Here is a 22,903-nt window from a genome sequence, read left to right as displayed (position 1 = left end):
TCTATTAATTAAAAGGGGGAGTTCCGAATGATCAGAGAAGCAGCCATGCTGCATGTAAAAGAAGGTCTTGAAGGAGAATTCGAAGCGGCATTTCGCCGGGCGGAGCCGATTATAGCGGGGATGAAAGGTTATCTGTCCCATTCCTTGTCCAAATGTATGGAGGAAACGCATAAATATTTGCTGCTGGTGGAATGGGAAACATTAGAGGATCATACAAAAGGCTTTCGCGGATCGCCGAAATATCAGGAATGGAAAGCCTTACTGCACCGTTTTTATTCACCATTTCCCGTTGTGGAGCATTTTCAGGATCTATCAAACTCAGATTACGTGAAGCGTAAAACCGATTAAGGAGATCGACCATACAAAAACGGCGGTATATATATTGAATTTCCCGGAGCCGTCGTTTTCTTTCCGTTTTTCTTCCAGCCCCTGAATGAACATGACCGCACCGAGAAACACGAGCATGATCGGCTGTATGACAGATGTATGTTCTGCATACGTAAATGCGGCAGCAGCAAGTATAATAATCAGCATCGCGAGTGACAGTTTTAAAACGCGCAGCAAAAAAATCCATCCTTTCTGTTAGCATTTTTTGAACACAATTCTATTTCTGTCTTTATCCCCCATTATTCTAGCGTACTTTTTACGCGGATAGAACGAAAGTCGGACAATTTTAAGTTTGTTTTAAGGAGAACGAAAAGCGCGCTCCCGATGAAAAGGAGCGCGCGGTTTATGAGCGGGCGAGGCTTCCGTATCCGAGTCCTCTGAGAACGCATGCCATGACTTCATATCCTCTGCCGTTGGGGTGGACGCGGTCATGAGAGAGATATTCGTTCAGCTTTCCTTTGAAAGCGCTGTGGACATCGGCAATTTTGACGTGCGGCGCCGATGCGAGTGTGCTGAGGTGTGCATTATAAGAAGATATCCATTTCTCTGCAATGGAAATACCCGGGAAAGGGTTGTATAAATTGAAGACGCGGATCTCATAAGGAGACGGGTGCGGCCCTTTTAAGGCTGTGATCTTGGCTATCATCTTTTCAAAGTTCTCGTGACAGTGACTGGACACACTGGTGAACACCGAAGCGTCCGATGTTTGCTGATATTCCCGAACCGAATCGATCAAATCGTTGCCGCAGCCTGTAATGGTAATCATATCAGCAGCCTGAATCCGCCTCTGAATGTACGGCCAGGACATAAGCCCGAGAATTTCTCCCGTCTCAAGGCCAGATTTAGCAAAGATGGATACGTCGGTTTTTGTCTGTAAATCTTCTGCCATCATACGTCCGAACCGCTGAACAAAACCGGCGGAAAACGGGCCGGATCCCCTTCCTGTCGTCAAAGAATCCCCAAGCGCCGTATAAACAAGTCCCATTTTCTTTCCTCCACTCGTTACTATCGATATTGTAATGTACGCGAGTGAAGAAAAATTGGCTCGGTCAATAACCCAATTTCTCAGAAATATGCCGAGCGGCGTTTTTGACTTTTTCGGTTAAGTACGGCAGCCTGTCCTCTGAAAACCTGGCTTCAAAGCCGGCGATGCTGATTCCCGCAGCCACCTTGCCTTCGTGATTGAAAATCGGCGCCCCAATCGCTGCCGTGTAATCCTCTAATTCCGAATAGCTGATCGTATATCCTGATTGTAATGACGTTTCAATGGATTGAAGCACTTCAGCCGGATTCGTCATCGTGCCTGAAGCGATTGCGGCAAGCTTTGTTTTCTGAATGTATGTGTCAATCTCCTCTCGCGGCAGAAACGATAAAATGCTTCTGGCGCACGCTCCCGCATACAGCGGCGACCGGCGGCCGATTGCAGTATACAGCCGTACGGTTTGCGTTCCCTCAATTTTATCGACGTAAATGGCTTCATCGCCGTCCCTCATAATCAGCTGAACGGCCTCATCCACTTCACCGCACAGCTTTTCCATCACCGGCTTGGCTATTTTCCTGATGTCCAGACGGTCAGAGACGAGCTGGCCGAATTGTAAAAAGATCAGACCAAGCTGATAACGGCCGTCCGCTGTCCGGGTGAGAAATCCCATTTCCTCCAGTGAACTTGCCATCCGGTGAACCGAGGTCTTCGGCATTTCCGATAGAGAAACCAGCTCATTTAAGCTCAGGCTCGGTTCGGTCAGGAATAAATGAAGCAGCTCCATTGATTTGATGACGGTTTTGTTTTTGTTTTCCATGACCTTTCATCCCCTTTGTCAGATCAGCCATTCCATTTTGAGTCTTGCTTTCAGCTCCTTCAGCTGCTGTTCCTTCTCCAACAGCAGCATTTCCGCCTCCTCCAGCGAAACAGCAGCGAACGTGATATGTTCCCCCGGCATCGTTTGGGCGGCAAGAGGAAGATCGGCGGATATGATATGCGCCATTCGCGGGTAGCCACCCGTCGTCTGTCTGTCAGCCAGCAGTATAATCGGATTGCCGTCCGGCGGCACCTGCACCGTCCCGAATGTCACAGCCTCAGATACCATTTCAAGCGGCTCCCGCAATTCAAGCGGGGCGCCCTTCAGGCGGTAGCCCATTCGGTCGGATTGCGGCGTGACCGTATACGATTCTTGGTAAAAACGCCGTTTTGCTTCTTCTGTAAACGCATGAAATTGAGCGCCTTCAAGCACGCGAATGACCGGATTTCTTTTCAGCGGCAGAAATCCTCTGCTGCTGACTGACCAATCCGGCGTTGAGAAACCATGCTGCCCGGGAGATTCGCTCAGACGGGCAGCGATCAGTTCCGAGCACTGCGTCATACCGCCGAGCGGCAGCTCATCATCTTTTTGCAGCGCTCTTCCGCAAAAGCCGCCGATCCCCGCTCTGACATACGTGCTTTTGCTTTCCATGACGGCGGGCACGTCAAATCCCCCCGCAACGGCAAGATAAGCGCGGCTCCCCATTTTGCACGGCCCGAATGAGACGACGCTTGTTTCCTTTATCAAAATCGGTTTCCACAGAGGAGCCGGTTCTCCATTAATATGAAAGGCGAAATCGGCTCCCGTGACGGCAATGACCGCCGGTTCTGAAAACTCAAAGGAAGGCCCGGGCCCCATGAGCGTAATTTCCAGCCCCGCCTCTGTTTCTTTATTTCCGGCAAGAAGATTGGCGATGCGCAGAGAGATTGTATCCATTGCGCCGCTGCCCAGTACGCCGTATTTCTGATACCCTGTTCGGCCCGTATCCTGAATCGTCGTCAGAAGACCGGGCTTCATCACTTTCATGCTCATTCGGCTCCCTCCTTGATGCGGCTGTATTCTTCCGCTGAGATCCGGACGAATTTCACAGTATCGCCCGCTCTCAACAGGCTCGGCGGTTGTTCTTCAGGCCTGAAAAGCCGAAGCGGAGTGCTGCCGATCAGCTGCCAGCCGCCGGGGGTGGATATCGGATACACACCGGTCTGCATCCCTGCGATTCCTACTGAACCAGCCGGGATCGACGGCCTTGGCGACGCCTTTCTCGGCGCTCTGATCCGCTCAGACATTCCTCCTAAAAACGGAAATCCCGGCGCAAATCCGAGCATATAAACGAGATATTCGCCTTCGGTATGAATGCGGATGACGTCTTCCGGCGTCAGATCGTTCATCTCAGCGACGTCTTCTAAATCAGGACCGAAATCACCGCCGTAGCAAACGGGGATTTCCATCACCCGGCGCTCTTCCTGCCGGCCGGCCTTTATATGGCTGAGGCGTTCTGTCACTTCTTTCTTGACCAAAGCAAAAGGAGAGACGCCTTTTTTTATTTGTGAGACGGCATACACATCATAAAAGATCGTTAAGCTTGTGAATGCCGGAATACATTCAACGAAGCCCGGAAACGGCCGTTCTTCAATACAGGCGGCCGCCGCATGCACCCGGCTGTTGACTTCTTCGCTGATGTGCCCGCCAAAGCGGATGATAACGGCGGAATCACCGTGCGGCTGTATATCAAGCGCTGTATTGCCGCTATACTGCTTCATTGTCATCACCTCGTTGTTTTCTTTCTACTTACAGAACAGCAAGCGATTCGTTCCGTATATCCGTGATCAGCATGTGCCCCGGTGAATGGGTTATCACGATATCGGGCTTTGTTTCCATGATCACCGCCTGCGGTGTAACGCCGCACGCCCAGAATACAGGAACTTCGCCTTCTTTCACCGTTACGGCATCTCCGAAGTCCGGCTGATTCAGATCGCTGATGCCGATGCTTTTCGGATTCCCGATGCGGACGGGGGCGCCGTGCACAGCGGGAAAACGTGACGTGACCTGTGCCGCGCGGACTGCCAGTCTTTCCGGAATCGGCCTCATGCTGACGACCATCTTTCCTGAAAACGGGCCCGCCGGAACACAGTCAATATTTGTTTTATACATGGGAACGTTCACGCCTTCATCAATATGCCTGATTGGAATGTGCTGATTGATAAGGGCTTGCTCGAATGAAAAACTGCAGCCGATCAAAAAGCCGACAAAATCATCCTTCCAATATGGCGTGAGATCCGTCACCTCTTCAGTAAGCACGCCATGCCGATAGATTCTGTATTTCGGAAAGTCCGTCCGGATATCAGCTCCCGGCGCCGCTATTGCCGGAACGGGTGAACCCGCATCCGTCACGTCAAGCACCGGACAAGGCTTTTGATTGCGCTGGCAGAATAAGAGAAAATCAAAGGCAAGATCCTTTTGCAAAACGACAAGATTGGCTTGTGCGTAAGAAGCGGCCAATCCCGCCGTCGGCCCGGTCATCCGCCCTTTTCTGATAAGCTGCCTGACTTCTTCGGGACTCATGTCACTCATATGTTTTTTCATGTCATCAGCCCCATAGCTGCGGCATTTGCGAGAATAATGTATAGATGCCCATAATCGCCATGACAACGACTACGATTGCCCCCGCGATTGTCAGCCAGATCGGATGTTTGTAGTCGCCGACGATTTTTTTCTTATAAGCGCCCAACAAAATCATCGCTAATGCAAGCGGCAGAATTAAACCGTTAAGCGAACCGACCGCGACCAGAATTTTGGCAGGCTGGCCGATCGTGACAAAAATGAGAGTGGATACGATGATAAAAGCGATAATTACGCCGTTCGAATGCTTTTCGATTTTTGCCGAGAACGATTTGAAGAAAGACACTGACGTATATGCGGCGCCGATGACAGACGTAATAGCCGCAGACCACATGATGACACCGAAAATTTTATAGCCGACATTTCCCGCCGCAAGCTTGAATACAGAAGCTGCGGGATTATCAGGATCAATGCGCAGGCCCTTTGAGACGACGCCGAGCACGGCGAGAAACAGAGCAATCCGCATAACAGATGTAATCAATACGCCTGTGACGGAGCTTTTCGTGACTTGAGGAATGACTTCCTTCCCTTGAATGCCTGAATCAAGCAAACGGTGGCCGCCGGCAAATGTAATGTATCCGCCGACCGTGCCGCCGACAAGCGTCACGATCGCCAGCACACTGATATGATCAGGCATAAAAGTTTTCACAACGGCGTGTCCGACCGGCGGAGCCGTCGTTACGGCAACATACACCGTCAATACGATCATGACAATTCCGGCGATCTGCATAAAACGGTCCATGACTTTTCCGGCTTCCTTTATGACGAAAATCAAAACCGCAATCGCAGCGCTGATTAAAGCGCCGATCTCCGGTTTGATTCCGAATAATACTTGAAGGCCGAGACCCGCGCCGCCGATGTTTCCGATATTAAACGCCAGTCCGCCAAGCACCACCAGAAAAGCAATGGCATAACCGGCGCCCGGAAGCACCATATTTGCAATCTCTTGGCCGCGCTTTCCGGAAACCGCGATAATCCGCCATACATTGGTTTGCGCGAAAATGTCCAAAATAATAGAGATTAAAATGATAAAGCCGAAGCTTGCCGCCAATGTATTGGTAAACGTGGCCGTCTGCGTCAGAAAGCCGGGCCCGATTGATGATGTCGCCATCAGAAATGTCGCGCCTAAAAGCAGCGACCATTTGCCGGAAGCCTTTCCGGCTGTTTTTTTCTTTTGCTCCATGCTATCTTCCTCCCTCTGCTGCTCAGTCTTTTGAAAGCGCACTGATTTGAATGTCAGCCGCTTTTAATTCGTTTCTGATTGTTTTGGCGAATGTCAGCGCGTGGGCGCCGTCTCCGTGAATGCAGACGGTGTCCGCTTTCAGGCTTACGGCTTGTCCTTTACGTGATGTCACCGTGTTGTCTTTCACCATTTGAATCACTTGCCCGACCGCTTTTTTGTCATCCTGAATCAGCGCATCCGGCTGTGAACGCGGCGTCAGCGTGCCGTCTTCCTGATAGGTGCGGTCTGCAAACACTTCGCTTGCCGTCTGCAGTCCGATTCGATCTCCCGCTTTAATCAGCTCGCTTCCGGCTAGCCCGAAAAGAATGAGCCCGGGATCAAAATGAAAGACCGCCTGAGCGATGGCCTCCGACAGGCCGCGGTTGACGGCGGCCATATTATATAAAGCGCCGTGCGGCTTTACATGCTGCATCGCGACACCTTCTGCTTTTAAAAAACCTGACAGCGCGCCGATTTGGTACAGTGTCAGATCATACGCTTCCTCGGGCGTAATCGCGATCTGCCGCCGCCCGAATCCTTGAAGATCGAACAGCCCGGGATGAGCGCCGATTTTCACGCCCTTTTCCGCCGCAAGCGCAACCGTTTTGCGCATCACGCTGGGATCACCCGCATGAAAGCCGCAGGCGATGTTTGCAGATGTCACATAATCCAAAATCTCTTCATCCATCCCGATCTTATATGCACCGAAACTTTCTCCTAAATCACAATTGATGTCAATCTGAAACATAAGCTCCCTCCTGTATTGTAAGCGTTTTATATGATTATCATTCCGCTATTCGGAACGACTATTCCGAATTGTTGGATTTCACTCAATTATATCAATTCTGACACGTTTGAACATACCTTTGTCAGAAAACCTACCATGGACCTAGTCACAAATGTGACAAACAAAAAAGAGAGCCTCATCCAGAGGCTCTCTTTTTTCTATTATAATACCCAGTGGCGGATCGCTTTGGCGACTCCGTTTTCCGTGTTGACATCAGTCACCCAGTCAGCGGTTTCTTTTACGATATCCTGCGCATTTCCCATGGCGACGCCGACACCCGCTTTTTCAATCATCGCAATGTCATTCAGACTGTCACCCATAGCCATCACATTTTCCATCGTAAAGCCGAGTTTTTCCGATACCTTTGCCAGCGCCGCCGCTTTATTGATGCCGAGGGCATTGACTTCGATATTGATCGGGCTTGAGTTTGTGACTTCAAGCTCCTTGTTTTCTTTCAGCTCTTTCAGCACCTCATTCCGCACATCGTCATCCTCGATTTCAAATCCGAACTTGAGCCACTGGTGATCCGTAATCGTTTCCGGGAATTCCCCTCTCCACACTTTATCGACGGTAGAGGCCCAGAAATTCGTATTGTGCTTATTTCTCAGATCCCATAATTTTTGAATATGATCGGTATGAAGAAGCTTGCGCTCAACCAGCTCAAAGTTGGAATCCCAGATTTCGCTGCCGTTTGCCGTAATTAAAAAGGATGACAGCTCGAGAGACTCAGCCAGTTCGCGGCATGTCATCAGCGTGCGCCCGGTGCTGATGACGACGTGAATTCCTTTCGCCTCCGCTTCCTTGATCGCCCGCCGGTTTTCATCCGGGATGAGCTGCTCGTCATTGAGCAGGGTTCCGTCCATATCAATCGCGATCAGTTTAATATCTGCGTCTTCTCTTTGTATCGGCATATATGTACCTCACTTTTTATAATGTAGTCGTCTCTATTTTAATACATATGACCCACAGGAACAAAAAACCGCTCCTGACGTTTGGCGGGGAGCACGTTGAGGAAAAGAAATATTGAGGTGATGGAGGATGAAAGAAAGAAAACAGAAAAACAAACCGAATGAAAATCCTGAACATCATGATTTAACCGATCCGATTCCGCTGGAAGAGCTGAAGGAAAACGCCAATGATGAAAAACACAAACACGACCAAAGAGACAATTCACAGAGTGAAAGAGATTATGATACAAAATAACAGGCTTGTCCGAAAGCCGCCGCTGGAGGCGGCTTTTTTTACGATGGTGCGATAAATATGCTGATCTCAGCTTCCGCTACCGGATTCCCGGCAACGGACGCTTTCGCCCGGCCGAACACAAACCCGCGCCTTGTTCGCGTGACTTCAAACAGCAGATCCAGACGGTCTCCCGGCAAAGCGGCGCCTAATCTTTCCGCTTTCTTCACCGCGGATAAAAGACCGAGGCTGTCACCGCCGGTAATTCCCGCGCAAGCCGCCGTTTGGGCCATCGCTTCAATGACGAGTGAAAACGGCATCTCTCTTTGTGATTCGGTTATAAACCAGTCATTTTCACTGATGTTTTTGTAAGCGGCCGCCCATTTTCCGGCTTCGCTGTTTGTCGTGCCGTCAATCAAAAGAAACGGAAAACGGTGGGGTAGGAGCTTTTGAGTCATCATACAGCCTCCCTTCCCCAACATTATAACAGAAGAAAAAAAAGCCGCGTCCCCCGACGCGGATTCATCTTATTGATTGAGTTTTTTGAGCACGATGCCGTGCAGCGGCTCATGCGGCTGAATACCGCAAATGTCTTGCAGAACACCGCTCGTTCCTTTTTCCGCGATAAGCTTCTGCAGCTCAACCGCTTCCGGATCATCCTGATAGTCAAAGCGCAGGGCGGCGGCGATGCCTTCCGCCAACGCGTTCGGTTCTTTTATTTTTTTGGCCGGACCTACTAATCTATCATTCGCTCCGAGTTTTCTGAGCGGTGATCTGGCGACTCTTGTCACATCATCCGTGATGTATTCATTTTCAAAACGGCCGATGATTTTCTTCATGTACTGCTCGTGTTCGGCTTGTTTAAAGCCGTACGCTTTCACCAAGTACTCGCCCGTTTCTGAAAGTGCATCGTACACGACACGCCGGATTTCAGGATGGCCGATGGCCTCTTTGACGGTTTTTAGTCCGCGCTGATAGCCGACATACGCTGTAACGGCATGGCCGGTATTGACGGTAAACAGCTTTCTTTCGATGAAAGGCGTAAGATCATCCGTAAATATCGCACCTTTAAGTGCCGGCTGACCGCCGGCAAAGCCGGTTCTGTCTATGACCCATTCAAAAAACGGCTCTACGGATACTTTCAGCGGGTCTTCATGGTGCTGAATCGGCACGATCCGATCCACCGCAGAATCAGGGAAGCCGACCGTCCGGTTCACGAGTTCCCGCTCCGCTTCCGTCAAATGTCCGAAAACTTCTTTTTTCAGAAAACGGCTGCCGCCGATCATATTTTCACAGGCAATGATATTGAGAGGCTCAGAGGACGTTCTGCGCTTCAGCCCTTCCGCGATGGACGGGGCGATGAGTCTGAGAACGTTCGGGCCCACTGCCGTCGTAATGATCACCGCGTCATTGATCAGCCTGTACAGCTCTTGTTCTTGCACCGCGCTGTTGATGGCTGAAACGGGGCCGATAATTTCTGTCTGCCGGCCGCCGTCGGCAAGCTCCACGGTATATTCCTTCTTATCATTGAGAAGGCCGACCATCGTTTCATTCACATCTGCAAAAACAACCTCATAGCCGGAATGATGGAGCAAAGCGCCGATAAAGCCCCGCCCGATGTTTCCCGCTCCGAAATGAAGAGCAATCATGTCAGTTCACCTCGCTGAAAATCGCGGCCAGTTCTTCTTCCGTCTTTGCACTGATCAGCCGCTCGATGTTTTCTTCCTCTGAGCAGATGATGGCGATGTTTGACAGAATGTCTAAGTGTTCATTGTTTTTTCCGGCAATACCGAAAACGACCTTTGCCGTATTGCCTTCACCGTATTCCACCCCGTCCGGAATCTGGATGACGGAAATGCCTGAATGAAGCACCTCATCCTTCGCATCTTCCGTGCCGTGCGGGATCGCAATGAAATTCCCCATGAACGTGGATGATGTTTCTTCACGTTCGAACATTTTTTCCACGTAGCCGTTTTTCACGTAACCGTTATCAATCAACGTCTGTCCCGCCAGGCGGATGGCATCCTCTTTTGAATTCACTGTCTGGTTCAGTTTGATGTTCGCTTTAGCCAATACTTCCATGATGAAAATCCCTCTTTCTGTTTGATTAGTTTTTAAGCTTTTCAATCAGTTCATCGTATTTCGGGCTGTTCAAGAAATTATCAACCGACATGTGCACCGCCTGCGGCAGCTTCGCTTTCGCACGGTCAGTCAGGTCCTTATGCGTAATGACGATATCCGCGTTATTCGGAAGATTATTGATCGACGTATTTGTCACATCAATGTCAAGTTCTGCTTTTTTCACTTTGTTTCTTAAAATGGAGGCGCCCATTGCGCTCGATCCCATACCTGCATCACATGCGAAGATAATGCGGCTGACTTTGTCAGCGGAAATATCAGCGGCACTGTTTTCCGGCTCTTCCTCTTTGTCCGCCAATGCGGCCGCCGCTTCGCTTTTCCTGCCTTTCATTTCCTGCATTTTTTCCGCAGCGGCTGTCAGATCTTCTTCTCCCGCTTTAGACGATTTCAGAATAAGCGCCGAGACGATAAACGATACGGCCGCGGCAACGATGACGCCCGCCAGCACGCCGAGATAGCTTCCCTTCGGTGTCAGCGCCAAAATGGCGATGATGCTGCCCGGAGATGATGCCGCGACAAGACCCGCGTTAAAAATCGAGAATGTGAGCAGCCCGCTCGCTCCCCCGGCGATCGCCGCGAGGATCAGCATCGGTTTCATTAAAATGTAAGGGAAATAGATTTCATGAATCCCCCCGAAGAAATGAATGATCGCCGCTCCCGGAGCCGTCGATCTTGAAGAACCTTTCCCAAAGAACATGTATGCCAGTAAAATACCGAGTCCAGGCCCCGGGTTCGCTTCCACTAAGAACAGAATGGATTTACCCGCTTTTGCTGCCTGCTCGATTCCGATCGGACTTAAAATGCCGTGGTTGATCGCGTTATTCAGGAACAGGACTTTCGCCGGTTCTACGAAAACGCTTGCAATTGGCAGCAAATTCGCGTGGACAATGACTTCCACACCCGCCGCCAGCAATTTGTTAAGAGACAGGACGACCGGGCCGATCGCATAAAACGCGATAATCGTCAGCACCGCGCCGATAATTCCCGCCGTGAAGTTGTTGATCAGCATTTCAAAACCCTGTCTGACTTTATCTTTAAACACACGGTCTAATTGTTTAATGAGATAACCGCCCAAAGGCCCCATAATCATTGCCCCTAAGAACATCGGTATGTCCGCCCCGACAATGACCCCGATGGCCGCTGTCGCTCCGACGACTCCCCCGCGGTGATCGTAAATCATTTTTCCGCCCGTATATGCGATTAAAAGCGGCAGAAGATACGTAATCATCGGGCTTACCAATGTATTCAGCTGCGGATTCGGAAACCATCCCGCAGGAATAAACAGCGCGGTGATAATTCCCCATGCGATAAATGCGCCGATATTCGGCATGATCATACCGCTTAAATAACTGCCGAACCGCTGTATCTTTACTTTCATGCCAGCTTGCTGTTCTTGCTGCATACCATTTCCCTCCCTGTTTGCCTGCCTTAAGATGAAAACAAATAAGACACGGGGTTTTCTTTCGCCCCTGTGCCTTCATCATAAAACGCTTACAATCCTCATTCAATGAAAAGTAAAGAGGAGTTTGGCACAGAGACTGTGACAAATCCTTAACTAAAAAAGACACCTCATCAAAGGTGTCTTACCGCTTCCTGTATATAATGTGTCCTTTTGTAACGACGAGTTTGGCAATGATCCGCTCACTGACAATAAACACCGGATACGCACATACGAGCGCAAAAATGGCGGCCGGCACATACCGCGCGGCCGGAAACATCGGCATGACGGCGGTTCTGGCCATCTGCACAAGATAAATCAAAAGCACGGTTATCGCAATGGCTACAGCCATAATCGGAGCTGATACTTTATATTCACGCAATTTCACATGGCAATGTCCGCACTGAAACTGGCACGGGATCATGGATGATCTGACCATGTCGCCTGTAATCGGCTTGCCGCAGTTCGGGCAGGTCGTTTCTTTCATTTTTATTCCTCCATTCAACTCTTCTATTATAACAGAGTCTGTCTCCGCGTTTTACATTTGTGATTGTTCAACATATTTTCACACATTTTATCATCAGGCTCTTGTGCACATTTGTGAAAACATCTACTCTTAAAAGGAGGTTCATCACTCATTCGCATAAAAAGGAGGATGCAGAATTGCTTCCGATTAACAGACAGCAAACCTTGCTTGAATGGCTGAAAGAGGAGGGCGCGCTGAAAATCTCTGACATAAGCGAGAGATTCGGCGTCTCCGAGATGACCGTGTACAGAGACGTCAATCAGCTGGCGGATGCAAACCGGATTATCCGGACACCCGGCGGCATTACGCTCCCGCCCGCTTCAGAAAAAAGCGCCAATCAATGCGGCTATTGCCTGCGGCCGATTCAGCATTCATATTCTGTCCAGCTCATTACTGTTTCACAAGCCGTTGAGCAGATGTGCTGCATTCATTGCGCGATTTTGCGGTATGAGGATAAAAAGGAAGAAGTGTCTCATGTCATTTGTAAGGATTTTCTTCTCCAGACGACGCTGACGGCCGCTTCTGCTTACTTTTTAGTCCATGCCGATATTGACCTTCACTGCTGCCGGCCTCAGGCGATTCCCTTCTCAACGCGTGATTACGCAGATCGGTTTCAAAAAGGCTTCGGCGGGGTCATTTGCACCTTTGACGAGGCGGCGGACATCATCTTACACGACAGGCAGAAGGGATGCACCTGCAGCAAGACATAACAACAACCAACCGGAAGGCGGTGTCACAAGCCATGAGACAGAACAAACGCTGGCTCATCTTTTTGCTGTTCCTTGTTTTGATTCCGAAAACAAGCTTCGCCCACGCCTACATCACAAACTCAAATCCGGGTGAGAACAGCGAATTAAAACAAGCGCCGAAGCAGATTGAAATTAAGTTTAATGAACAGGTTGAAGAAGGCTTCCACTCCATTAAGGTCTATAATTCATCCGGTGAACGGGTCGATGCCGGCAAAACGGTGATTCAAAAAAGTGATGCCCGCATCATGACCGCAGCCTTGAAAAAAAATCTGCCGCATGATATTTACAGAGCGGAATGGAACGCGGTGTCGGCCGACGGTCACCCGGTATCCGGCGTCATTCCTTTCAGTATCGGGAAAGCCGGCGGTGAACTTCAGGAGCAAACATCATCGCAAGCGGCGCTTCATCCCGAAGCGGCCATCGACCGCGGTATTTTGTATACCGCTCTCTCCCTGTTTATCGGCACGGCGTTTTTTCATCTGTTTTGGTACAGAAAAAACGATTCATCAAAAGCAAAACGAACTGTAAAGCTGCTCGTGATTTCCTTATGTTTAACGGGGCTTGCGCTTGTCTGCCAGCTCCCGATTCAGACGAAAGAAAACGCGGGCGGCGCTTGGAGTTCCGCGTTTCAGCCGGACTATGTAAAAGAAACGCTTCTGAAAACGGCAGGCGGGTGTGTCTGGATGATCCAGATCAGCCTATTTATCCTGCTTGCCCTGTCCATGATCCCGCTGCTGAAGAAGAAAGCTTTCCGCTCATTTGCGTACTGGACGGCGCCGCTGCTGTTCTTTTTCGCTTCGCTTCTGGCAAAAGCATTCGCCGGACATGCGGCGGTTATAGACGAAAAAGCGGTCGGCATCACGATGGATTTTCTCCATTTATCAGCCGCGTCTGTATGGACCGGCGGTATAGCCGCGCTTGTGCTCCTTCTTTCATCAGAGTGGAGAAAAACAGATAAAACCGCCGCATGGGAAACGGTCAGACGCTTTTCTCCTTGGGCGTTCACCTCTGTCGGCGTGCTTTTATTTTCAGGTGTGCTGAACGGATTTTTCATTATCCGTTCGTTTGATTCACTCTTTCACACCGCTTACGGCAAGACGCTCCTTTTGAAAATCGGACTGTTTGTCATCATGCTTGCGCTCGGCGCCATTCACGTATGGATGACGAAGTTCCGCAGAAAAAGGAGCATCAGCGCAACGATAAAGGCCGAATGGGCAATCGGCATTGCGGTATTATTTACAACCGCCGTCTTCACAAGCCTGCCCAGCCCGCCGCCGCCCGCGCCATTGCCTTTTAACGGCTCAGAAATGATCGGAAACGGGGAAACCCTGTCCCTGCATATTACGCCGAACCAGCCGGGTAAAAATGAATTTCAAGTCATTGTCACCGATCATAACGGCGGCTTGGTGAAAGACATTCAGCAATTTACGGTGACGGTTTATCAGACGGGCTTCAGCGGCAAACAGCATGAAAGCACCTTTGATTTGAAAAAGACGAAGGAAGGCACATTCGAAGCCGCCAACCTGTCCATCACCGAAAAGGGAAACTGGAAGATCAAAGTCCACGGACTGACAAGCGATTTCAATGAAATCAACCAAGTATTCTCAACGACTAACTAAGGAGTGTATCTCATGTTGAAAAAAAAGGCTTTCGTATTCATATTTGCCGTGACCCTGTCACTCACCGGTTTTACGGCTGCAGCAAGCGCCCACGTCTCCGTCAAACCCGCGGAATCCGCGGCGGGTTCTTGGGAAACGTACACAATGAAAGTGCCTGTGGAAAAAAATGAGCCGACAACGAAAGTCGTGCTGAAAATGCCCGCGGGCGTTGAATTCCAGCAGTATCAGCCGATTCCGGGCTGGAAAACGTCCGTAGCAAAGCATGATGACAAGGCGGTCTCCGTCACTTGGGAAGCAAAGGACGGCGGCATTCAGCCCGGCCAATTCCAGCAGTTCACATTCGTTGCGAAAAACCCTGAAAAGACCGCGGATGCGGCTTGGGACGCCTACCAATACTACAAAGACGGCAGCATTGTAGAATGGACGGGTGATGAGAACGCCGACACGCCTCACTCGATTACGAAAATCACAAAAGCGGCGAACGTGACGGATGCGCACGGAGCTGAACAGTCAAATGAAGAAAGCAAATCCGGTGTATCTGCGCTTGATATTGCGGCCATCGTTCTGTCAGCTGCAGCGATTATCCTTTCGATCGCGGCGCTTGTAAAGAAAAAACGCGCGTAAGCAAAAAGCGATCCGGCTCTAAAGAGCCTGAGATCGCTTTTTTTCTTATCCGCGGCCTGCCTGGAATGACGGATATTTGGTCATTCCGCCGTCAGCAAACAGTGTAATGCCGGTCACGTAGCTTGATTCCTTTGAAGCGAGCCAGACGGCGACGGCCGCGATTTCTTCCGGCTCACCGATATATCCCATCGGAATCATGCTTTCCACATCTTTTTTCTGGACGGGGTCCGCGAATTTTTCCGCATTGATCGGCGTATTGATCGCGCCCGGTCCGATATTGTTAACACGGATGCGCTTCGGCGCGTACTCAAGCGCCAGCGTTTCCGTCATCAATTTAATGCCGCCTTTACTTGCCGCGTAGTGGACAAACAGCGGCCACGGAATCATTTCGTGCACGCTCGACATGTTAATGACGTTTCCTTGAATATCATTTTCTACGTAATATTTAATGGCTTCGCGGCTTCCCAGAAAAGCGCCGGTCAGATTGGTATTGATGACTTTGTTCCAGTCTTTTAACGGCATTTCATGCGACTGAACCGGGTTTTCCATGCCGGCGTTATTGATCATGATATCCAATGTGCCGAATTCTTTCACCGCGGTCTGGACGATGTTTTTCACATCTTCTTCTTTTGTGACGTCACCTTGAATGATGACTGCTTCACCGCCCGCTTTTTGAACCTCTTCTTTTACGGTTTGGGCCTCTTTTTCATTACTGTAGTAGTTAATGACGACTTTCGCCTGCTCCTGTCCGAAGCGGAGCGCCATCGCTTTTCCTAATCCTGATGATGCTCCCGTAATGGCTACGACTTTTCCTTTTAAATCCGTGTACATGTTCAAACCTCCTGCATGTTGTTATGAATTTGATTTTGCAATACCTAAGAATATTGCGGCCACGATGATCAGGATAATCCCGATGGCAATGGCGACCAGCTGGCGCTTCGTTTTGCTCTCACGGAGGATGAAGATTCCGCCGAGCGTGCTGATGACGATCCCCATTTGAGACAGGGAAAAACTTGTCGCAACACCGACGCGCGGCTGTGAGATGAACAGAAACATATTCCCGAGCGCCCAGATGATTCCCGGCAGAATGTTCTTGAGGGCGTACTTATTAAACGGTTTATGCTTGTACGTCAGGAGCAGCCCGCCGATAACCATCCCGATCGCTTGCGGCAGAAGCGCTGACCAGCCGGATACGCCGAACAGCCGGGCCACGACGACATAGACCAAATAACCGAGCGTAGAGATCAGCAGGATGACAATGCCTTTTTTTAAGTTTCCCGGTTCTCCGTCCGCCCGCCCTTTTTTATCTTCTAAAGATGTGAGCACTATACCGACGATGATTAAAATAAGGGCGAGAATACCCAGCGTAATCGCAATGGGGGTTGACCATTCTTTGAATACGATCACCCCGAACAAAGAAGTCGAGACGAGCTGCATTCCCGTTGATATCGGCATCGTTTTTGAAACGCCCATCAGCTGGATGCTTTTTAGCTGATTGCTTTGGCCGAGCGACCAAAACAGCCCGGATATGATGCCGACAATAAAAATGCGCCCAGACAGCACCGGATGGACAAACAGATACAGTACAAACGAAACGATGAGCGCCCCGATTGTCGTACCCAGCGTCTGGCTGTAAGGCCCGCCGCCTAATTTGACGTTAAATAACACGATGCTCCCCCAAAACAAAGCCGGGAGAAGAGCCAGTAATATATCCATGATGGCGACCTTCTTTCAATCGTATTTGCTGTTATTTTGTCTGGAATTGAACCGATTATTCTCAAATCAGAACAAAAAAGCCTGCCGGCGATTTTACCGGCAGGCTGCCCATTAAAAAAAGCCCCGCTCAGAAGCAGGGGCTCTTTTTTTGGCTATTAAAGTCCGATTGACATGTATTTGGTTTCCAGATACGGCTCAATGCCTTCCGTACCGCCTTCACGGCCGATGCCGCTTTCTTTCATTCCGCCGAACGGCGCTTGAACCGCTGACGGGCCGCCGTCATTCCAGCCGATGATGCCGTATTCAAGCTGTTCTGAAATATAGATGCCGCGGCGGTAGTTTTCTGTAAAGAAATAAGCCGCAAGCCCGAACGGCGTATCGTTCGCAAGCTTGATCGCTTCATCGATATCTGAGAACGTAACGATCGGCGCAACCGGGCCGAAAGTTTCTTCATGCATGATGTTCATGGATGTATCTACGTTTGACAGCACGGTCGGCGTCACGAAATAGCATCCTTTTTCATCGTTTTGGTCATATGTTCCGCCTGTCAGCACTTCTGCGCCTTTTTCCACGGCATCATTAATTTGAGCGACGATTTTATCGAAGCCTTTTTTGTTGATGACAGGACCGACGTTTACGCCTTTTTCAAGACCGTTTCCGACTTTGAGTTTCGCAGCTTCTTCACTCAGTTTTTTCGCAAACTCGTCTTTCACGGATTCGTGTACGATCAGACGGTTCGCACAGACGCAGGTTTGGCCGGCATTTCTGAATTTAGAGGCCATTGTTTGGGCTACAGCCAGATCAAGATCAGCGTCTTCATCTACGATCAGCGGCGCATGCCCGCCAAGCTCCATCGACATATGTTTCACGGTGTCGGCGCTGTTTTTCATCAGGATTTTGCCGACAGGCGTTGAGCCGGTAAAGGTAATTTTGCGGATTTTCGGGCTGCTGGTAAAAACGTTTCCGATTTCGGCTCCGTCACCGATCACCACTTGCAGCACGTCCTTCGGAATTCCCGCTTCATATGCGAGACGCGCAAGGGCGTAAGCGGAAAGCGGCGTATCCTCCGCGGGTTTGATGATGAACGTACAGCCTGCCGCCAAAGCGGGCGCGGCTTTTCTTGTAATCATCGCATTCGGGAAATTCCACGGCGTGATCGCGGCTACCGGGCCGACCGCCTGGCGGGTGACGACGATACGTTTGCCCGTTGTCGGCGCAGGTACGGTTCTGCCGTAAATCCGTTTTGCTTCCTCGGCAAACCATTCAATATAGCCGGCGCCGTATAAAACTTCTCCGACCGCTTCTTCATACGGTTTACCGTTTTCCTTCGTAATTAATTCCGCAAGTTCTTCTTTATTTTCAACAATCAGCTCATACCATTTTCTCAAAAGTGAGGCACGTTCTCCCGCTGATGTTTTGGACCATGATTGAAACGCTTGATGTGAACGTTCAATCGCTTTTTCAACTTCTTCGGCCGTCTGCTGGGGGATGCTTTCGATCGCCTCTCCCGTTGCCGGGTTGTACACTGTTAATTGTTCTGGCATATTGAACATTCCTTTCTCTGCTATAGTAAAGCCATTGAATGCTTGTTGAATATATCTCACACTTTCATGATAGCAGACCCATCCGCCGGCATACCAATAATTGAACTCACAGCGCTGCTTCGATAATGGAAAGGCCTTCTTTGAGCTGTTCATCCGTCACGACAAGCGGCGTCAGAAATCTGATAATGTTGCCATTAATCCCCGCCGTCAGCAGCAGCAGTCCGTTCTCGTTCGCCGTTTTAGCGATCGCCGCGGCTTTTGCTTTGTCCGGTTCACGGGTGGCCTCGTCTTTGACAATTTCGATGGCCGCCATCGCGCCGAGTCTGCGCACTTCTCCGATACACGCATGCTCTTTTTTCCATTCAAGCGCTTGATGCTCAATGATGCGGCCGATCTCTTCAGAACGCTGATTAAGTCCTTCTTCTTCAATAATATCCAGGACGGCAAGCGCAGCCGCACAGCCGAGAGGGCTTCCCGCATATGTGCCTCCTAGTTCCCCCGGCGCTGCGGCATCAAGCATTTCCGCCCGGCCGATGACGCCGCTCAGCGGCAATCCGGCCGCAAGTGATTTGGACACGGTGATCAAATCAGGGACGGCCCCGAAATGCTCGATTGCAAAATACGTTCCCGTTCTCGCAAATCCGGTCTGAATCTCATCTGCCACGAAAACGATGCCGTGCTTTTTACAAAAAGCGGCGACGTGCTGCACGAAACGTTTTGAAGGAATGATGAAACCGCCTTCTCCCTGAACCGGTTCCATTACGACACAAGCGACCGTTTCCGGCGCAACTGCAGCGATAAAGAAATCATCAAAAGCGCTGATGATAAAGTCGTCATACTGCTCGTCAGTCATGCCGGCCGGCTTTTGATAATAGTAAGGAAACGGCGCCTGATACACTTCCGGGGCAAACGGGCCGAATCCGTATTTATAAGGTTTCACCTTGCTCGTCATGCTCATCGTCATGTTCGTACGGCCGTGAAACCCTCTTGTAAATGACACGACAGCCTGGCGCTTCGTATATTTTCTGGCGATTTTCACGGCGTTTTCCACCGCTTCCGCTCCGGAGTTGAGAAAAATCGCTTTTTTCGCATGATCTCCCGGCGCAAGGGCGCAAAGTTTTTCGGCAAGCTCAATATAAGACGGATACATCATGACGTTAAATCCCGGGTGAATCAGATCCTCCGCCTGTTTCTTCACCGCCTCCACCACTTTCGGATGGGAATGGCCGACATTCAGCGTTCCGATCGCGCCGGCAAAATCAATGAATCGTCTGCCGTCCAAATCGTATAAAAGCGCCCCTTCCCCTTTTACCGCCATGCTGCGGTTTCCGTTGCCGACCCCTTTGGAAACGAATTGATCCCGTTTTTGCTGCCACTGGGCAGTTGTCACTTCCGTTGATACTGTTTGACTCATAGATTTCATCCCCCTGCATTGTTTTCTTATCATTCTGACTTCTTTTTGGTATGATGAAAAGTACCAAAATTAATTTATCTATGGTACCAGAAAGGGGGTCATGGTCTTTATGCTGACAATTTCCATTGATCATTCGGAAACGGCGGATTATATATACCAGCAGATCTATCAGCACATAAAAGCGGCCGTTTTGAAGCGCAGCCTGATGCCCCACACAAAGGTGCCGTCTAAACGGGAGCTTGCCGAGACACTGAAGGTCAGCGTGAATTCAGTGAATTCGGCTTATCAGCAGCTGCTTTCGGAAGGTTATTTATATGCAGTCGAAAGAAAAGGTTTTTTCGTGGAGGAAATTGATACGGTTTATCATGAAGAAACGCCTTCACTCTCATTGCCTGAAGATTTAAAAGAGCGGGAGACGGATAAAAGCGGCTGGATTTCATTTTCACATATGAGCGTGGATACGGCGCATTTCCCCCTGAAAAGCTGGTTCCGCTGTGAGCATAAAGCAGCCGCCCGTTCATTTCATACACTCGGAGAACTCGTCCATCCGCAAGGCTTATATGAAGTCCGCGAAACAATTTCGAGGCTTATTTCCCTGACAAGGGGCGTTACATGCCGCCCGGAACAAATCGTGCTCGGGGCTGGCACGCAAATGCTGATGCAGCTGCTGACGGAACTGCTGCCAAAAGACGCGCTGTACGCGATGGAGAACCCGGGATATATGAGGATGTACCGGCTGCTGCAAAACCTCGGGAAAAAGACGGCCACGATCAGCCTCGATGAAAAAGGCATGTCCATGGCCGAAATCGAAAGGCGCCGGCCCAGTGTATTGATCACCACGCCGTCCCATCAATTTCCCTCAGGCGTAATCATGCCCGCTTCCCGGCGGATTCAGCTTTTAAACTGGGCCGCCGAACAGAACGGCCGCTTCATTATTGAGGATGACTATGACAGTGAATTTAAATATGACGCCGACACGATCCCTGCGCTTCAAAGCCTTGACCGGTTTCAAAATGTCATCTACATGGGGACCTTTTCAAAGTCCCTTTTCCCCGGCCTGCGCATCAGCTACATGGTTCTGCCGCCCGGGCTTTTGCGGACGTTTAAAGAGAGAACGTATGACCTTAATACGTGCAGCACGCTTGCTCAGCTGGCGCTTAAAGAATTTATCGATTCAGGTGAATATCAGAAACATATAAAAAAGATGAAGCAGCATTATAAGAACATGCGGGAGCGCCTTATTTCGGCTTTGGAAGAAACCTTCGGGGAAAGAATCCATGTAAAGGGCGCCAATGCCGGGCTTCATTTTGTCACGGAGTTTGACTGCGCCCGTTCAGAAAAAGAAATGTTGGCGCGGGCGGATGCAGAACAGCTCGATCTGTTTGCGATGAGCCGGTTCCGCCTGAAAACGGGAGGCGATTCAAATAAGCCGCAGCTCATTCTCGGCTTCGCCCGCCTGAAGGAGAGCGATATTCAGGAAGGAGTCACAAGGCTTTACCGGACGGTTTTCGGCGCATAAAAAAAACCCCGGAATTCGGGGACTATTTACCAGCGGTCCGGCTCTGTCTGCAAAATCGCCTTCAGCAGGCCGGGAAACGCCGCTTGTAAATCATCTTTGCGCAGGGAATAATAACGGTGCTTCCCGTCTATGCGCACTTGGGCGATCCCCGCTTCCCGGAGCACTTTAAAGTGATGGGACAGCGTTGATTTGGCGACCCGGACATCCGCACATGTGCCGCACGTTTTTTCAGTTGTTTCCGCCAATTGTTTGACCAGCTCTAAGCGGAGCGGATCACTCAGAGCATGAAGAACCTTTGTCAGCTGTAAGCGGTCGGTTTCAGGATGATTTGGAATGTTCATGAGTCAAATGTAACACATAAAAGCGGCGGGTGACAATTTAGGCGGTGAGGGTTTTTTCTTTACCATTCACTGCGAAACATGTTACAGTTAGTTCGATAATATTCGAACTATAACAAATAAACCCAATCAGGAGGAATAACAATGATCGTCTTACAGGCTTACATGAAAGTAAAAGCGGATAAACGCGAGGAATTTTTAGGAGAAGCGCAATCACTTGTTCAGCATTCACGTGCGGAAGAAGGAAATGTGCAATACGATCTTTTCGAAAAAATCGGTGAAGAAAATACGTTCGTCATGCTTGAACAATGGAAAGATGAAGAAGCGATGAAATCCCACAACGCCACTGACCATTTCCAAGGATTCGTGGCAAAAGCAAAAGAAGTGCTGAGTGCGCCGCTTGACGTCGTCCGCACAGAACTGTCAGAGTAACGAAAGGATGAATGACATGAACGAAGTCCTTCAAATATTAACAGACCACCGTTCCATCCGCAGCTACACAGATGAGCCCGTATCAGATGAACAGCTGGATCTTATCATTCAAGCCGCTCAGGCAGCGCCGACTTCCATTAACGGCCAGCAATTTACCGTTATTGCCGTGAAAGATAAGGAACGGAAGAAAAAAATATCCGAATTGGCGGGCGGCCAGCCGTGGATTGACCAAGCGCCGGTTTTCCTTTTATTCTGCGCTGATTTTAACCGCGCCAAAATTGCGCTTGAAGAATACAATGATACGCCGCTTGAGATCACGAACGGTTTAGAGTCCGTTCTTGTCGGCGCAGTAGACGTCGGGATTGCGCTCGGTACGGCAACAGCCGCGGCTGAATCAATGGGACTCGGCACTGTGCCGATCGGAGCCGTGCGCGGCAAGCCGGATGAACTCATTGAAATGCTGAAACTCCCGAAATACGTTTTCCCGGTTTCCGGTCTCGTCATCGGCCATCCGGCAGACCGCTCCGCGAAAAAACCGCGTCTGCCGCAAGCAGCCGTTCTGCATCATGAAACGTATCAAGAGGAAGATTTAAGAACACATATCGAAGCCTATGACAAGCAGATGTCCGAATACATGAAAAACCGCACAGGCGGGCAGGAAACAAGAAACTGGTCACAAGGCATCACTTCCTACTATAAGCAGGTTTATTATCCTCACATTCGTGAAATGCTTGAAAAACAAGGATTTAAGACGGATAAATAAACGTATCAGCCTGCCGGAAACGCTCCGGCAGGTTTTTTCTATTTCTCAAACAAAAGCGTTGACACTGCGCAAAAATTTTTGTTAATATT

Annotated in this window: 27 protein-coding genes; 8 read left to right on the top strand and 19 right to left on the bottom strand. The window is 49.9% G+C overall.

Annotation, left to right across the window (positions count from 1 at the left end; genetic code table 11):
• Positions 1 to 27 precede the first annotated feature (27 nt).
• On the top strand, positions 28 to 348 hold the full coding sequence (locus AD710_RS09980) for an antibiotic biosynthesis monooxygenase family protein (RefSeq protein WP_016937227.1): 321 nt from the start codon (positions 28 to 30) through the stop codon (positions 346 to 348).
• Here the strand turns inward: AD710_RS09980 and AD710_RS09975 are convergent.
• The 9 genes from AD710_RS09975 to AD710_RS09935 form a co-directional block, all read right to left on the bottom strand.
• Entirely contained in the window at positions 319 to 534 is a 216-nt protein-coding gene (locus tag AD710_RS09975; RefSeq protein ID WP_406795068.1) for a YczI family protein, read from the bottom strand. The genes AD710_RS09980 and AD710_RS09975 overlap by 30 nt on opposite strands.
• Before the next feature lie 196 nt (positions 535 to 730).
• Complete coding sequence (locus AD710_RS09970) at positions 731 to 1,372, bottom strand: GDSL-type esterase/lipase family protein (protein WP_016937229.1); 642 nt, start codon at positions 1,370 to 1,372, stop codon at positions 731 to 733.
• Between the two features lie 64 nt (positions 1,373 to 1,436).
• A complete protein-coding gene (locus AD710_RS09965; RefSeq protein WP_049627899.1) occupies positions 1,437 to 2,186 on the bottom strand; it encodes an IclR family transcriptional regulator in 750 nt (249 codons plus the stop codon).
• 18 nt (positions 2,187 to 2,204) lie between these two features.
• Positions 2,205 to 3,218: a 5-oxoprolinase subunit C family protein gene (locus AD710_RS09960; RefSeq protein ID WP_049627898.1), complete on the bottom strand. Its 1,014-nt coding sequence runs from the start codon at positions 3,216 to 3,218 to the stop codon at positions 2,205 to 2,207.
• Entirely contained in the window at positions 3,215 to 3,946 is a 732-nt protein-coding gene (pxpB, locus tag AD710_RS09955; RefSeq protein ID WP_045926234.1) for a 5-oxoprolinase subunit PxpB, read from the bottom strand. Before pxpB ends, AD710_RS09960 begins: the two co-directional genes overlap by 4 nt.
• 28 nt (positions 3,947 to 3,974) lie before the next feature.
• On the bottom strand, positions 3,975 to 4,769 hold the full coding sequence (locus AD710_RS09950; RefSeq protein ID WP_049627897.1) for a putative hydro-lyase: 795 nt from the start codon (positions 4,767 to 4,769) through the stop codon (positions 3,975 to 3,977).
• A gap of 4 nt (positions 4,770 to 4,773) precedes the next feature.
• On the bottom strand, positions 4,774 to 5,988 hold the full coding sequence (locus AD710_RS09945; RefSeq protein ID WP_016937234.1) for an NRAMP family divalent metal transporter: 1,215 nt from the start codon (positions 5,986 to 5,988) through the stop codon (positions 4,774 to 4,776).
• 22 nt (positions 5,989 to 6,010) lie between these two features.
• Positions 6,011 to 6,775 (bottom strand): 5-oxoprolinase subunit PxpA, encoded by a 765-nt coding sequence (locus tag AD710_RS09940; protein ID WP_016937235.1) that lies wholly within the window; start codon positions 6,773 to 6,775, stop codon positions 6,011 to 6,013.
• 200 nt (positions 6,776 to 6,975) lie between these two features.
• Positions 6,976 to 7,725 (bottom strand): Cof-type HAD-IIB family hydrolase, encoded by a 750-nt coding sequence (locus tag AD710_RS09935; protein ID WP_049627896.1) that lies wholly within the window; start codon positions 7,723 to 7,725, stop codon positions 6,976 to 6,978.
• Between the two features lie 127 nt (positions 7,726 to 7,852).
• Between AD710_RS09935 and AD710_RS19545 the strand changes: the two genes are divergently transcribed.
• Complete coding sequence (locus AD710_RS19545) at positions 7,853 to 8,017, top strand: hypothetical protein (RefSeq protein ID WP_003156294.1); 165 nt, start codon at positions 7,853 to 7,855, stop codon at positions 8,015 to 8,017.
• Positions 8,018 to 8,055: 38 nt separating this feature from the next.
• Here the strand turns inward: AD710_RS19545 and AD710_RS09930 are convergent, their stop codons facing one another.
• The 5 genes from AD710_RS09930 to AD710_RS09910 all read right to left on the bottom strand — a co-directional run bounded on the left by AD710_RS09930 (position 8,056) and on the right by AD710_RS09910 (position 12,057).
• On the bottom strand, positions 8,056 to 8,451 hold the full coding sequence (locus AD710_RS09930; protein WP_016937238.1) for a 3-hydroxyacyl-ACP dehydratase FabZ family protein: 396 nt from the start codon (positions 8,449 to 8,451) through the stop codon (positions 8,056 to 8,058).
• Positions 8,452 to 8,520: 69 nt separating this feature from the next.
• On the bottom strand, positions 8,521 to 9,642 hold the full coding sequence (locus AD710_RS09925) for a mannitol-1-phosphate 5-dehydrogenase (RefSeq protein ID WP_049627895.1): 1,122 nt from the start codon (positions 9,640 to 9,642) through the stop codon (positions 8,521 to 8,523).
• A 1-nt stretch (position 9,643) separates the two neighbouring features.
• Positions 9,644 to 10,075, bottom strand: a complete 432-nt coding sequence (locus AD710_RS09920) for a PTS mannitol transporter subunit IIA (protein WP_012116817.1) — start codon at positions 10,073 to 10,075, stop codon at positions 9,644 to 9,646.
• 25 nt (positions 10,076 to 10,100) lie between these two features.
• On the bottom strand, positions 10,101 to 11,534 hold the full coding sequence (locus tag AD710_RS09915) for a PTS mannitol transporter subunit IIBC (protein WP_049627894.1): 1,434 nt from the start codon (positions 11,532 to 11,534) through the stop codon (positions 10,101 to 10,103).
• Positions 11,535 to 11,715: 181 nt separating this feature from the next.
• Complete coding sequence (locus AD710_RS09910) at positions 11,716 to 12,057, bottom strand: hypothetical protein (RefSeq protein WP_016937241.1); 342 nt, start codon at positions 12,055 to 12,057, stop codon at positions 11,716 to 11,718.
• Positions 12,058 to 12,233: 176 nt separating this feature from the next.
• Here AD710_RS09910 and AD710_RS09905 point away from each other — a divergent pair, with 176 nt between their 5' ends.
• The 3 genes from AD710_RS09905 to AD710_RS09895 are packed head-to-tail and all read left to right on the top strand — an operon-like array spanning position 12,234 to position 15,088.
• Positions 12,234 to 12,806: a DeoR family transcriptional regulator gene (locus AD710_RS09905; RefSeq protein WP_049627893.1), complete on the top strand. Its 573-nt coding sequence runs from the start codon at positions 12,234 to 12,236 to the stop codon at positions 12,804 to 12,806.
• Between the two features lie 32 nt (positions 12,807 to 12,838).
• Entirely contained in the window at positions 12,839 to 14,464 is a 1,626-nt protein-coding gene (locus AD710_RS09900) for a copper resistance CopC/CopD family protein (protein WP_049628792.1), read from the top strand.
• Positions 14,465 to 14,476: 12 nt separating this feature from the next.
• A complete protein-coding gene (locus AD710_RS09895; protein ID WP_045926241.1) occupies positions 14,477 to 15,088 on the top strand; it encodes a YcnI family copper-binding membrane protein in 612 nt (203 codons plus the stop codon).
• Between the two features lie 45 nt (positions 15,089 to 15,133).
• Here the strand turns inward: AD710_RS09895 and gdh are convergent, their stop codons facing one another.
• The 4 genes from gdh to gabT form a co-directional block, all read right to left on the bottom strand.
• Positions 15,134 to 15,919, bottom strand: coding sequence for a glucose 1-dehydrogenase (gene gdh / locus AD710_RS09890; protein WP_016937245.1), 786 nt, complete (start codon positions 15,917 to 15,919; stop codon positions 15,134 to 15,136).
• Positions 15,920 to 15,940: 21 nt separating this feature from the next.
• Positions 15,941 to 16,804, bottom strand: a complete 864-nt coding sequence (locus tag AD710_RS09885; protein WP_016937246.1) for a RhaT/GlcU family sugar-proton symporter — start codon at positions 16,802 to 16,804, stop codon at positions 15,941 to 15,943.
• A 155-nt stretch (positions 16,805 to 16,959) separates the two neighbouring features.
• Positions 16,960 to 18,348: a succinate-semialdehyde dehydrogenase gene (gabD, locus tag AD710_RS09880; RefSeq protein ID WP_045926242.1), complete on the bottom strand. Its 1,389-nt coding sequence runs from the start codon at positions 18,346 to 18,348 to the stop codon at positions 16,960 to 16,962.
• A 106-nt stretch (positions 18,349 to 18,454) separates the two neighbouring features.
• A complete protein-coding gene (gene gabT, locus AD710_RS09875; RefSeq protein ID WP_049627892.1) occupies positions 18,455 to 19,762 on the bottom strand; it encodes a 4-aminobutyrate--2-oxoglutarate transaminase in 1,308 nt (435 codons plus the stop codon).
• A gap of 109 nt (positions 19,763 to 19,871) precedes the next feature.
• Between gabT and gabR the strand changes: the two genes are divergently transcribed.
• A complete protein-coding gene (gene gabR / locus AD710_RS09870; protein ID WP_049627891.1) occupies positions 19,872 to 21,281 on the top strand; it encodes a MocR-like transcriptional regulator GabR in 1,410 nt (469 codons plus the stop codon).
• A 26-nt stretch (positions 21,282 to 21,307) separates the two neighbouring features.
• Here gabR and AD710_RS09865 read toward each other — a convergent pair whose 3' ends face one another.
• On the bottom strand, positions 21,308 to 21,622 hold the full coding sequence (locus AD710_RS09865; protein ID WP_049627890.1) for an ArsR/SmtB family transcription factor: 315 nt from the start codon (positions 21,620 to 21,622) through the stop codon (positions 21,308 to 21,310).
• A 141-nt stretch (positions 21,623 to 21,763) separates the two neighbouring features.
• Between AD710_RS09865 and AD710_RS09860 the strand changes: the two genes are divergently transcribed.
• Positions 21,764 to 22,051 (top strand): putative quinol monooxygenase, encoded by a 288-nt coding sequence (locus AD710_RS09860; protein ID WP_016937251.1) that lies wholly within the window; start codon positions 21,764 to 21,766, stop codon positions 22,049 to 22,051.
• Between the two features lie 16 nt (positions 22,052 to 22,067).
• Entirely contained in the window at positions 22,068 to 22,814 is a 747-nt protein-coding gene (nfsA, locus tag AD710_RS09855; protein ID WP_049627889.1) for an oxygen-insensitive NADPH nitroreductase, read from the top strand.
• Positions 22,815 to 22,903: the final 89 nt, after the last annotated feature.

Source organism: Bacillus sp. JFL15 (assembly GCF_001184225.1).
In the GTDB taxonomy this organism is placed as follows: Bacteria; Bacillota; Bacilli; order Bacillales; family Bacillaceae; genus Bacillus; species Bacillus siamensis.
The sequence above is the reverse complement of the archived record's forward strand: the minus strand, read 5'-3'. Positions and strand labels throughout refer to the sequence as shown.